The organism is Chitinophaga sp., from assembly GCF_017745275.1.
In the GTDB taxonomy this organism is placed as follows: Bacteria; Bacteroidota; Bacteroidia; order Chitinophagales; family Chitinophagaceae; genus Chitinophaga.
This window is the reverse complement of record NZ_JAGHZS010000001.1, coordinates 372,730-386,015: the sequence shown is the minus strand read 5'-3', so window position 1 is coordinate 386,015 and position 13,286 is coordinate 372,730. Positions and strand designations below refer to the sequence as shown.

7 protein-coding genes are annotated in these 13,286 nt (G+C 45.6%); 4 read left to right on the top strand and 3 right to left on the bottom strand.

Features of this window, described 5'->3' with window-relative positions; all coding sequences use genetic code 11:
* Positions 1 to 2,151 (top strand): IPT/TIG domain-containing protein, encoded by a 2,151-nt coding sequence (locus tag J7623_RS01555; RefSeq protein WP_291916431.1) that lies wholly within the window; start codon positions 1 to 3, stop codon positions 2,149 to 2,151.
* Between the two features lie 106 nt (positions 2,152 to 2,257).
* On the opposite strand, the gene J7623_RS01550 is transcribed toward J7623_RS01555, so the two are convergent.
* Both J7623_RS01550 and J7623_RS01545 read right to left on the bottom strand, forming a co-directional pair.
* Entirely contained in the window at positions 2,258 to 3,742 is a 1,485-nt protein-coding gene (locus J7623_RS01550; RefSeq protein ID WP_291916429.1) for a RagB/SusD family nutrient uptake outer membrane protein, read from the bottom strand.
* A gap of 25 nt (positions 3,743 to 3,767) precedes the next feature.
* Positions 3,768 to 6,920: a TonB-dependent receptor gene (locus J7623_RS01545; RefSeq protein WP_291916427.1), complete on the bottom strand. Its 3,153-nt coding sequence runs from the start codon at positions 6,918 to 6,920 to the stop codon at positions 3,768 to 3,770.
* Positions 6,921 to 7,733: 813 nt separating this feature from the next.
* Between J7623_RS01545 and J7623_RS01540 the strand changes: the two genes are divergently transcribed.
* Entirely contained in the window at positions 7,734 to 9,260 is a 1,527-nt protein-coding gene (locus J7623_RS01540; protein ID WP_291916425.1) for a sulfatase, read from the top strand.
* Here the strand turns inward: J7623_RS01540 and J7623_RS01535 are convergent.
* Positions 9,255 to 11,309, bottom strand: coding sequence for an outer membrane beta-barrel family protein (locus J7623_RS01535; protein WP_291916423.1), 2,055 nt, complete (start codon positions 11,307 to 11,309; stop codon positions 9,255 to 9,257). The two genes, J7623_RS01540 and J7623_RS01535, sit on opposite strands and share 6 nt — an antisense overlap.
* Before the next feature lie 190 nt (positions 11,310 to 11,499).
* Between J7623_RS01535 and J7623_RS01530 the strand changes: the two genes are divergently transcribed.
* Both J7623_RS01530 and J7623_RS01525 read left to right on the top strand, forming a co-directional pair.
* Positions 11,500 to 12,549 carry a histidine kinase gene (locus J7623_RS01530; RefSeq protein ID WP_291916422.1) on the top strand — a complete coding sequence of 350 codons (1,050 nt, stop codon included), beginning with the start codon at positions 11,500 to 11,502 and terminating at the stop codon, positions 12,547 to 12,549.
* Positions 12,546 to 13,265 carry a LytTR family DNA-binding domain-containing protein gene (locus J7623_RS01525; RefSeq protein WP_291916421.1) on the top strand — a complete coding sequence of 240 codons (720 nt, stop codon included), beginning with the start codon at positions 12,546 to 12,548 and terminating at the stop codon, positions 13,263 to 13,265. The genes J7623_RS01530 and J7623_RS01525 overlap by 4 nt, the downstream gene beginning before the upstream one ends.
* The last annotated feature ends 21 nt before the right edge of the window (positions 13,266 to 13,286 follow it).

Here is a 13,286-nt window from a genome sequence, read left to right as displayed (position 1 = left end):
ATGAAAAGATATTTATCCCTGTTGGTAGTATGCAGTATACTGGCTTTCGCCTGCAGGAAAAATAACAACAAGGACGCTGTGTCCATGAATGTAAAAACATTCTGGCCTAACAGTGGTAACGCTGGTACCATTGTTACCCTGCAGGGACAGGGTCTTACCAAAGACGTAAGTGTAAGTTTTAACGGCACAGACGCCAAAGTAGTGGATGCCCGCGACTCCATACTGATTGTATTGGCGCCTGAACAGGGAACCAGCGGTACGCTCACGGTGAAAGCCGGAGAGCGTAAGCAGGACCTGGGTACGTATACTTACCAGGCATTGAGTTTACATGGTATCAACCCGGCTAACGGCCCCGCAGGTACGAACATTTCTATTCGTGGTGCCGGCTTCAGCAGCCTGGAAGGCCCGGCGGCAGTAATCGTGAATGGTAAGGCAGCACTGATTACCGCGGCTTCGGATACTTTGCTGATTGCAGTAGTACCGGAAGGAGCGGGAACAGGTAAAGTGGTGGTAAACGTGAGCGGTAAAACCGTATCCGGACCTGATTTTACTTTTCAACTCATCAGTAGTATTAAGCCGGTGAAAGGTGGGGCCGGTACACAGGTGGTCATCAGTGGAACCGGCTTTAGTACTGCTGCTACCGGCAATATGGTGACCTTCAACGGTAAGCCGGCTACAGTAGTAAGTGCTGCTGATAATAAGCTGGTGGTAACAGCACCGGAAGGCGTGGCTACCGGTCCGGTGGCGGTAAGCATCAACGGGCAGAAAACGGTAGGTAATGTATTTACAGTAGTACCTAAGCCTGTCATCAAAACAGTGGCGCCGCTAAGTGGCCCTGCTGGTGCGGTAGTAGATATTACCGGTGACTATTTCAGCACGTTGGCGGATGAAGTAAGCGTTATGTTTAATGGGCAGCCTGCGGTGGTGACTACCACCGGCGACCGCCAGATCAGCGTGAAAGTACCGGCAGGTGCAGGTGCGGGAGCTTTGCAGATTATGGTGAATGGTCAGCAAACCACCGGACCTTTGTTTAAAGAACAGGCGCTGGGCGTGAAACAGTTATTGCCGGATAATGGACTGGCAGGAACGGAAGTGATTGTAAAAGGGATTGGTTTTAGCTCCAATGCCGGGGATAATATGGTGACCTTTAACGGCATCAGCGTACCAGTGAGCGAAGCTACAGATACCACGCTGCGTGTAGTGATGCCCGTTGGTATCTCTACCGGTGCAGTACAAGTGAAAGTAGGCAGCCTGGTAGCAGCAGGACCTGTATTTAAAAGAGCCGGTGTAATCACCTTTGCTGGTGGCCCTAATAGCAGCGCTTTTAATTATCCGTTTGGGGTAGCGGCAGATAAAAATGGCAACGTGTATGTAGGAGATGTACATGTGATAAAGAAAGTAGCGAAGGATGGTACCGTGACCCTGTTTGCAGGCCGCGCAGATGGACAAAGCGGTTTTGAAAATGGCACGGGTACAAATGCTTCATTTAACTACGTCACCGGGATGGTAGTGGACGCGCAGGATAATTTATACGTAGTAGACCAGGTAAACAAAGCCTTACGTAAAATAACACCTGCCGGGGTAGTTACTACCTATGCCCGCTTTACCTTCACGCCATTTGGCATTGCGATAGATAAGAATGGTACGTTGTTCGTAGGTGGACAGTATAATGGACCATACAAGCTGGATGCATTTGGCAATGCTACCCGGTTGGCGCTCAATGCCTATGAAACACCAGGTACTACAATGGCAGTAGATAATGCCGGCAATATTTTTTATACCAGTGACGATGCGCAGGTATTAAGGATCAGTGATGGTAACAAATCTATTTATACCGGTTTCCAGTGGGGGTATAATGATGGGCCACTCCGGATGGCAGGCCTCTCCTTGTTGTCAGGTATTGTAAGTGATCCGGTGGCAGGGGTAATGTATATAGCAGATAATAATGCGGTGCGTATGGTGACAGACGATGCGGTGATTACCGTTGCGGGCTGGAAAGGTGGTACGGCGCCTCCAAGGGGAGGCTACCAGGATGGTACATTGAACCAGGCGTTGTTTAGCAGTATCCGGAGTATATGTGTAGATACGGAAGGAAATATGTATGTAGTTGAGCAAACCAATAAGACCGTCAGGAAAATCTTCTTTAAGTAAGCGCTGATAGATTTCATAAACAAAAAAACAAATGCCGGCTACATCTGCAGCCGGCATATTTGTTTTTATATAGTATTAGGAATGATATCAGTAGTTCATCTTTCGATTAGTAACCGTCATTCTGTACCATGTTTGGATTACGTTCTATTTCTAAAACAGGAAGCGGGAAGATGGTATAGTTACCATTCCATTTCTGTGTTATCACATTACCATGTGCAGGTATGTCGCGCTGAGTTCTCTGGAAGTCCATTACACCATGACCTTCGAAAGCCAGTTCAATACGGCGTTCTGTGAGGATGTTGGTGATCAGGTCAGCCTGTGTGGCAGGCGCCAGGGTGCTGGCTTTTGCCCTTGTTCTGATGGCATTGAGTAAGCGAATAGCCTCTGCATCCGGTGCTGCTGTATTCAGTCTGGCTAATGCTTCTGCTTTGATCAGCATTACTTCTGCCAGGCGTATTACAGGTACCCAGGCATCAAAGGTGCTGGTACCGAAGAACTTCTTGGTATAGAAGGCAACGGTATCTTTAGTCACCTTATCGATATTATAGGTGAACAGTGGCTTACCTCTTAAATCAGTTTGATAATCGAAGTTGGGTAATTTACGATAGTCGGCGCTGATGGAAATATCTGCACGACCATTGGAACCATAGTGCTGACCCAGTGCGTTATTTGTATTTGGATTATCCCCGGAGTTCATGGCTACAGAGAAAATGCGTTCAGTAGAACTTTGATAGTTGCCTGCTGAAAATACAGTAGCTGGCGTAGCATCCAGTTCATATCCGGCAGAAGATAATAACACGCTGTCGGCAAAATCTCTTGCTTTAGCCCAGTTGCCCTGGTATAAATAAATACGGGACAGCAAAGCGTGTGCAGCGCCTTTGGTAGCCCTGGCATGGTCAGCAAAACCGTCACCGGTTGAAACAGGCAATGCAGGTGCAGCTTCCAGCAGGTCTTTAATCATCTGGTCGTAAATTTCCTTTACGGTGTTACGCTTTACTTTGTTTTTAGGATCTGTTGCTTCCGCACCATCTTTGGGAGCAGTCAGGATCAGGGGAATACCAATATGGCTACCATCTGCTGAAGCTCTGAAGGTTTGGGCATAAGTATTTACCAGGTAGAAATAGGTAAGGGCACGGATAAATTTACCCTCCGCATAGTAACCGGCTGCTTCCTCTGGTGTAACAACTTTTTCATTTTCCTTCAGGTTCATGCTGAAGAAATTGACTTCGTTGATGGTTCTGTAACCGCCAGACCAGCAGTTGAAGGCATATACGTTGTTAGACAACATATCGAAAGTACCCAGGTTGGTAAAATAACTGGCGCTGTTAACATCCACCCCGCGTTGATCTGCATAAATAAGTACACGACCGCCCAGGAATTCCACGTTTTGTAACGCATCATACATACCTACTGCAGCTTTACCAATCCTTTCCGGGTTGCTGAATGCATCTTTGGGATCCAGCTTGGAGAATGGTTGCTGATCATTTACTTTGGAGCACGAAAACATCACTGTGGAGGCAAGGGCCACTGTACCCATCGCAAAGCCGAGATGGAATCTTTTAGTGAAGTTTAATTTATTTTTTAAGTTCATAATTCTCTTTTTTAGTCACTAACAATTAGAATCCAACATTTAATCCGAACGTGAATACTCTTGGCATTGGAACACCTCTGTTATCTACACCGTAGTTGATATTATTGGTACGGTTAGTATTGATTTCCGGATCAGCACCTTTGTATTTGGTGATAATGAAAGCATTCTGTACTAACGCATATACACGCAGGGTATTTACACCCAGTTGTCTTTTTACGCTTGGGAAAGTATAGCCAAGGCTGATTTCGCGCGCTCTTACGAAGTTTGCTTTTTCCAGCCATCTGGTAGATGCTTGTGTAATGGTAGCATCAGCGAGGAACAGTTTAGGTACATCGGTGTTTTTATTGTCCGGTGTCCATCTGTCCTTGATCTCTTCCAGGTTGTTACCAAAGAAGGTAGTCATCAACGCAGCACGGGTAGCATTGTAAACGTAGTTGCCACCGCTGTATTGCAGGAAGATGCTCAGATCAATACCCTTGTAGGTGAAAGTATTGTTTAAACCACCGAAGAAGGTAGGATAGCCGGATTTATCCTGGTACTGGGCATCAGAAGAGGAAATTGGGCTCTTATTTGTTTTGCCGTCAGGAGTGGTCCATTTATTGGCTACACCCGGGGTTGGGTTGTACATTACCAGTTCGTGGTTCTTGTTGTAGAACATAGGGAAACCGTTATCCGGATTTACACCACCCCATTCTACGAGTTTGAATACACCCAGTGTGCGGCCTATGCTGGCGCGGTTATTCGCAGCAGAAATATCACTTCCATCCGCAGTAGCGGTTACTTTGTTCTTAATATAAGTGAAATTCAGGCTGGAAGACCAGGTGAAGTCTTTGGTTTCGATATTACGGGTGTTAATAGTAAATTCTGCACCTCTGTTCCACATCGCACCAATGTTAGTGGTAAGGATAGAACCCGGAACGTTGGTAACAGGATTCCATGGGGTACCTACAGTAGCCAATATCGGTGCATCCAGGATCAGGTTGTCGATATTACTGTTAAAATAATCAGCTGTTACGGTAATCCTGTTTTTCAACAGCGCGACATCGATACCGATATCCAGTTTTTTTGAGGTTTCCCATTTCAGGTTAGGATCACCAACCTGGTTCAGGGAGAATCCATTGATGTCGGCGTAGCTACCACCACCATACAACGTTCTGTAAGCATATGCCCTGATGTTGGAGTTACCCACCAAACCATAGCTGGCACGCAGTTTTAAATCACTGATGACAGATACATTATCTTTGAAGAAACCTTCTTCAGATACTCTCCATCCAATTGAGGCGCCTGGGAAGTAACCACGACGGTTGTTAATACCAAAATCAGAGTAAGCATCTGCTCTCAACGTTGCATCAAAGTAGTATTTGGAACCATAGTTATAACCTACTTTACCAAAGTAAGAGTTAAATGCATTGGCAATGTTGCCACCACCGGTAAAGCTGTTTTCTACACCGGCGTATAATCCGTCATAGATTTCTTTAAAGTAAGAGTCAGCCAGGTTACCTTGTCCGGTATACAAGCTTTTTTCTTGTGCATACTGAGATTCAACACCCAGCGTAGCATTGATGAAATGAATATCATTAATGCTCTTGGTATAAGTAGCATAGTTTGACCAGTTCCATTGGTTTTTTCTGAGCAGGTTTTCCTGTACCAGGCCATTCAGGCCAATACCGTTACCTGCTTGTTTAGGACCGCTGTATTGATCTTCGAAGTTCTGGAGGAAATCAACACTGAAGCGGGAAGTGAATTTCAAACCGGGAATAGGTTCTACTTCTACATAAGCAGAAGATAATACGCGGGTAGAGGTGTTATCATTTCTTCCCAGCAAAACGTTGGAGAGTGGGTGGAAGAAACGGTTAAACCTGTTGGCCGGAGTAATAGTATTACCTCCATCACCAAGGTCTCCGTTGCTGGCTTTAATATAGAGCTCACCATTTTTATCATACACCGGAACGTTTGGCGGAGCAGAGAAGGAAGAGCTGGTAGAACCTGCCAGGTAGCTATCTGACAACACACCGTTATTCAATGTTTTGGAAGCATAGAGGGAGATGCCTGATTTCAACCATTTTTTAGGGGTTACATCCAGGTTCACACGCATGCCGCCTCTGCGCAAACGGTTGGTGATTACGATACCTTTCTGATCAGAATATTCTCCTGAAGCATAGAATTTAGCTTTTTCAGTACCACCGGAAAGTGATAATTGGTGGCTGTGGACAATACCTGTTTGAAAGGTTTCTTTCAACCAGTCAGTTCTGTCTGGTTTACCATCGCCATTTAAGTCAATATCTTTTGCGATAGGAACAATCGGGTTACCTGCCCTGGTAGAATTAGCCGCTTTTTCGTTCTGGATGGTATTGAAGTCGTCACCATTCAGTACTTTAGGTAAGCGGGCCGCTTTAGCAGCACCTACATAACCATTATAATTAATGTTGATAGTACCTGTTTTACCCCTTTTAGTGGTGATAACGATTACACCCGCAGCAGCGCGTGAACCGTATAAGGCGGTAGCAGCAGCATCTTTCAGTACGTCTACTGTTTCGATGTCATTAGGGTTGATATCTGCCAGTGGGTTGTAACGGGTACCGTTACCGCTGTTAAATACGTTCAGGTTAGTATTGGTGTTCATAGGAATACCATCTACAATAATCAGCGGTTGGTTACTGTTACTGATAGAGTTTACACCACGGATGCTGATTTTTACCACATCACCCAATACACCGGAACCTGGGCCGATATTCACACCAGCAGCTCTTCCGGTTAATGCCTGGTCAAAGCTGGTAGTTGGCCGGTCGTTAATCAATGCACCGGATACCGCTGTTACGGAAGAGGTAACATCTTTTCTTTTCAATTCACCATAGCCGGTTACAATTACTTCGTTCAATATTTTGTTGCTATTATTCAATGCAACGGTGATACTTTGGCGATTGCCAATTTTTTCCTCTTTCTGCTCATAGCCTACAAAGGAAAAAACGAGGGAAGCGGCGTTGTCTACCTGGATGCTAAAAGTACCATCAACACCGGATACAGCACCTGTTTTAGCGCCTTTTACGCTCACAGATACACCTGGTAACGGTGAGCCATCCTGTGCATCCGTTACTTTACCTTTAATCGTTCGGGTTTGGGCAAAAGCTTGCACCATACCGATGGCTAGCAACAGCCATAGTAGTAAACCTTTTTTCATACGGTTTAAATTGGGTTTGTTATGTGAAAAAAAATTGGAGACGCTACATGCTGTTAATGGTTACTGCTACATCTTGTAACATATCTCAGCTATCAGTAGGTCGTTCTCATACTTCATTTTGGTTTAGGCATAAATTTAGTTGCCCGTCATTTTTGATGACGAATGCAGGTTAAAAAAACGGAATTGCAGCGCAAGTGAAGATAAATTTGCTAAACAGCTAACGGACTTGTTGTAACAGAATAATAAATTGGCTACAGCATAAACATTATATCTCCATGCCCGAAAATTGACCGGTTATTTTTATGTAAAAAATAACTATAAAACGCCATACCATGGCAGTTCTACAGCTTTCATCGTATTGGCTTATTTGTTGTCAGATTTTGTGGATTTAAATGATTCTCAAGCTAAAAAAATTCAAAAGCAAAAAATATATTTCAAAAGCAAAAAACTACAGTTTGGTATTGTTGTAATATGGGTCCTGTTTTCAGACTGGTTGAATACAGTTAACACAACGTTATTTTTTTCATCAGCGCTATAAAAATATATTGTTTTTTGGAAAAAAACAATATAGGTTTTTGTCTTCTGTAACACAGTATCATTACCGCGCCTCTATAAATTGTTGCTGCAATCATGAAAATATGCATGCAGGACGTTCGCTGTAATGTTCTGCCAGTATAGAATTCCTGTTGCTGTAGATTTACTATTGTTGTCAAGTGTTTTTTGCATAATTTCCATTTCCCGCATAGAAGAGAATTAATTTATCATGTAGTAAATTTTGTATTTTTAAAAGACAGACCAAGTATATCCGGAACAATGAAAAAAATATTTCTCAGTGGCTGTCTGCTCTTCAGCATTCACACTACCCTCTGCAGTCAAACACCCGCTTCTCCCAATATCATCTTCTTCCTCGTAGATGACATGGGTTGGCAGGATACCTCAGTACCCTTCTGGGACAGCATCACGCCCGCTAACCGTAAATTCCATACGCCCAATATGGAACGCCTCTGCAAAGCGGGTACTAAGTTCACCAACGCCTACGCAGCCTCGGTTTGCACACCTTCCCGCGTCAGCTTGCTGACCGGCATGAATGTAGCCCGCCACCGGGTAAGCAACTGGACCTCTCTCAAAAATAAAGCAGTAGATGGTCAGGATAGCGTACTGGAAGCGCCCGATTGGAATGTAAACGGGATCTCACCCATACCGGGCCAGGAAAGAAGCGTATATGCTACCCCGTTACCCCAATTATTGAAAGCACATGGTTATTATACTATTCAATGTGGAAAAGCTCATTTCGGCGCTTACCAAACTATTGGTGCCGAGCCGCTGCAACTGGGCTTCATTAAAAATATTGGCGGCAGCGCCGCCGGGCATCCGGCTTCCTATCTCGCGGAAGACGACTTCGGCCGCGTACCCGGTCGCTTTATCTTACAGGCAGAAATGCCCGGACTGGATAAATACAGAAAAGGAAAGTCGTTTCTCACAGAAGACCTGACACAGGAAGCTATGCTGGCTATGGATACTGCACAGCAAAGGAAGCAACCCTTCTTCCTCTATATGGCACACTACGCTGTACACCTGCCTTATAATACAGACAACCGCTTTATACAACGCTACCTGGATATGGGCCTTCCCAAACCGGAAGCCGCCTATGCAGCCCTGGTAGAAGGCATGGATCAGAGCCTCGGGGAATTGATGGACTACCTCGATCAACATCATCTTACCCAAAATACCATTATTGTATTTATGTCAGATAACGGCGGCTTTTCACATCCGCCACGCCAGGGCGGCGATAATACCCAAAACTATCCCCTCCGTGGCGGGAAGGGCGCGCTATACGAAGGCGGTATCAGGGAGCCAATGATAGTACGTTGGGAAGGGGTAACGAAACCAGGTACTGTGAACACACAATATATGATCATGGAAGATTTCTATCCTACTATCCTGGAGTGGGCCGGCATAAAAAATTATCACACCGTGCAAACTATTGATGGACGAAGTATCATCCCTTACCTGAAACAACCGTCCCTGCGGGACCAGCAGCGCGCGCTCATCTGGAATTATCCCAACGACTGGACCGGTGGTAACCTGGGCGCCGACAATTCCTGGCTCACTGCCATCCGGCAAGGCAAGTGGAAACTGATTTACCTCGAGAAGCAACGCCGGCTGGAGCTGTACGATCTCGAAGCAGATATCTATGAAGCCAATGACCTTGCTGCCCGTTTCCCGGAAAAAACGAAAGCATTGGCCAAACTGCTTACACAACAACTGAAGCAACGACACGCACAATTGCCATTATATAAAGGCACCCGGAAAGCAGTACCTTATCCGGATGAACTATAGTTCTCCCAAACGCCTGCTTTCTTCGTTACTGCCGGCACTAACACCTTTGCCCGTTTTCTGACCCTTGCTGAATCGCCACGAGAAGGCAAGGGTCACGCTTTGCGTATCCCAGGTGCGATGCTGGTAATCGGTAACGCCATTCAAATGGTAAAATTGTTGTGCGTCTACCCGGCTATGGAATACGTCACGGATATTCAGTTTGATGATGCCCCGGTCTCCACAGATCTTTTTGCCGGCACCCGTATGTATATACCACCCGCCCTGCTGCGTATACTGTGTAAACGCTTCCGCAGTAGTATAGCTGCCAAATATTTCAGCACCCCAACCGCGGGGAAAGTTAAACTGCTGCGTCAGCGTCAGGCTCCAATGATCATTTTGCAGGTATATCCCGGTATCAGGAAGTAGTGCATGAGTGACGCGGTGTGTGTATTGGAGATAGGGGAGCACGTTCCACCACCGCGTAAGGGCAAGGCTACCAGAGATGTTGATGCCGGTCAGTTTTTTCCGGCCTATGTTGTCCATGCGCTGGTAGAAATTGCCATCTTTCACCTGCACCGTTTCTTCCATGTTATTACGAACCTGGGTATAAAACCCGCTCACGCTAAACTCATTTTTATAATTATATGATAACTCCATGTTGTCCGACAGTTGTGGCTGCAGGTAAGGATTACCCAGCTCATAGGTATACCGGTCTATCAGTAACAGGGCCGGGTTAAGCTGGAAATATTCCGGCCGGTCAATGCGACGGCTATACGAAACCCCGATTTGGTGTACAGATAATTTATAAGAGCAAGAGGCGCTGGGAAACAGGTTCAGGTAGTCACTGAAAGTATGGGTATATTCTGCCCGCAGGCCCACCTGGTAGGAAAAGGAGCGGATTTGCCGGTTATAATGAGCATAAGCAGCCTGGATATTTTCCCGGTAATCAAAGGCGCCGGCTTGCGTATGTGCAAATCCTGCTTTATAGCCGATAGCCAGTTTCCGGCTTTTACCCAGGGGCAGGGTATAATCTGCTTTAAAGGTAAAAATAGTGGTGCTGACCGGCTGATCACCTGTGAGTATCTGTTGATAGGAATGAAGCTGTTCGGTTTCCCTCCACTTCAGACCACGGGTATACCGGATATAATCGGCGTCTACGGCCATTTCCCGGCCGTTGCTATCATAAGCATGCCGTAGTTGTGCATATATATTGGTGTTGTTATAATAGTATTGACGGTGGTGGTCGGTTTGAATCACACTGTCAGTAGCAGTATACTGTTCTGTGCTGCTGCCGTTATTCTGAATGGCCAGGTCGCGGTAAATATATTGGATACCGGTGTGGAGGGTAGTTTTGGAAGATGGAAACCACTCCAGTCCTGCTTTTCCCAGGAAGCGATGGAGTTGGGATAATGACACGCTTTGTTGTTGACTGTGTTGTAAATCGGAGGCTGGATAAGTTCTGTTTCGTTCTATTTTACTATATCCGTTGCTGTTATAGTTATCAAGCATTGTGTATAGGTTCACGTTATTATTGCGGTAGTTGAAGTGGGCGTTTTGTGTGATGCGGCTGCAGCGGCCACGGATGTTTTCGGAAAGCAGGGTGCCATTGAATCCTTTTTTATGTTCCTTTTTCAGGATAATGTTGATAATGCCCCCATTGCCGGCGGCGTCATAACCGGAGGGCGGATAGGGAAGGATCTCAATACTGGCAATGGAAGCACCAGGGAGGGCACGGAGATAGTCGGCCAGTTCGGCACCTGATAAATAAACCGGTTTGCCATTGAGCAGGATGGTAACATTGGGTTTGCCTTGCAGGGTTATTTGATCATTACCGGTTTGTACGCCCGGCGCCAGATCCAGCACTTCCATCCCGTTGCTGCCGGTAGCAGACAGTAAAGCGTCTACATGCACAATTGTTCTGTCGGCCTTTTTTTCCACTAATGGCTTTGGGGCGGTAATAGTAACCGTCTGCAATGTTTTAGTTGTTTGTGCGTAGCTGGTATATCCGGAAATTAACAGGCTGCAAAGCCATATTTTGTTTAAATTCCTGTTGAAACAAGGCATATCCATGTTGTTTTTTATTTACCAAAGGAAGATGGAAACGCGTTGTGGCGTAAAGGAATTCGTCCGGCGCACGGTTGTGATAGACATACAGCGGATATCACCGCAAAAGCGGGTAACCAGGAGAAAGCCGGTGGCAAGTTGCGGTTCGTCGAAATAATGGTGACAGGCGGCGGCAAATACTATTTTTATACCAGTAATGGATATATTAAACAAAATAGATAAACGGTGGTGGGCTCATTTGCTTTTCTGGGCTACATACATGCTGGTGTACACGGGGGTACATTCAGATGGTGATGATGGGTGGTGGTATTATTTGAAGATAGAGGCCATGAATTTACCTGGGGCGATGATAACGGCTTATGTGAATGCGTATGTATTATTTACGCACCTGTATGCCCGGAAAAAGTACCTGAGCTATATCATCAGTGCGGTGTTGTTGTTGTTTGTGGCATCGCTGCTGAACAGGGTGTTGAGCGAGTGGGTGTGGGAGCCATTGTTGTTGCCGGATAGCACTCACCTGGATGCTATTTTTGTTTGGTATTTGTTACTGAAAGGTATGTTATGGTTCCTGAGCCCGGTGTTGTTATTCACGTTGCTGATGCGGATTATACAGCAGTCGTTTTACCAGGAACAGCAGCAGCAGGAGCTGGCACAGGAAAAGCTGCGTGCAGAATTAAACTACCTGAAAGCGCAGGTGCAGCCGCATTTTTTATTCAATACTTTAAATAACCTGTACTCGCTTACGTTGCATCAGTCGCCGGGTGCACCGGTGGTGGTGTTGAAGCTATCAGAACTGATGAGTTATATGTTATATGATGCGCAATCACCTGGTATTTCGTTGCAGAAAGAAATTGCGCATATACAAAACTATATACAGTTAGAGCAGTTGCGTTATGGTAACCGGCTGGAGGTATCGCTGAATGTATCAGGCGATACGGCTGCTGTTTCTATTGCACCGCTGTTGCTGATTCCTTTTGTGGAGAACGCGTTCAAACATGGAGTGAGTAATGAAACTGACCTGGTGTGGGTCACCATCGACCTCAAAGTAAAAGAAGGATGGTTGCAGGCGAAAATTGAAAACAGCCATACAACCGATACAATAACGCCAACGGGGGAACGTAGTGGTATTGGGTTGCGCAATATTATACGCAGGCTGGAATTATTGTATCCGCATGGGCATGAATTGCAGCAGTATCGGGAACCGGGGCGGTATATCGTCGACCTGAAAATTAAATTACAAGCATGATGCTGTCTAAAATAAAATGCCTGGTAGTAGATGATGAGCCACTGGCTGCGGATGTATTGTGTACCTACATCCGGCAACTGGATACTCTTACGTTGTCAGGGCGTTGCAATAATGCTATTGAGGCGTTATTGTTTTTGCAAACGAATAAAGTAGACCTGTTATTCCTGGATATTCAGATGCCTAAGTTATCCGGCATTGATTTTTTGAAAACGCTCTCCATCCGCCCTTCAGTGATAATAACAACTGCCTACCGCGATTACGCGGTAGACGGTTTTGAATTGCAGGTATTGGATTACCTGGTAAAGCCCATTCCTTTTGAACGCTTCCTGGTGGCCATTAATAAGTACCATGCGCAACATCGCAAAGAAAAGGTGATGCTGTTGCCTGTGCCTGCGGCCAGTGCGCCTTTTATTTACCTGAAATCAGATAAGAAGATGATCAAGGTATTTTTGAAAGACATTATTTGTATAGAGAGCCTGAAGGATTATGTGAAAGTAAAAACTATTCACCAGGAAATAATTACTTATCAGCGTATCACGTACCTGGAGGAGAAATTACCGGATGAAAAGTTTCTCCGCATCCATCGTTCCTATATTATTGCGATTGATAAAATAACGGCGTTTGGTGCATCGTTGATTGAAATTGCCGGGTTGGAGCTGCCTATCGGGCGGCAGTATAAGGATGCGGTGATGAAGGTATTGCTGCCCGATGGTTAAAAAGAAACGGCGCTCCGTGAT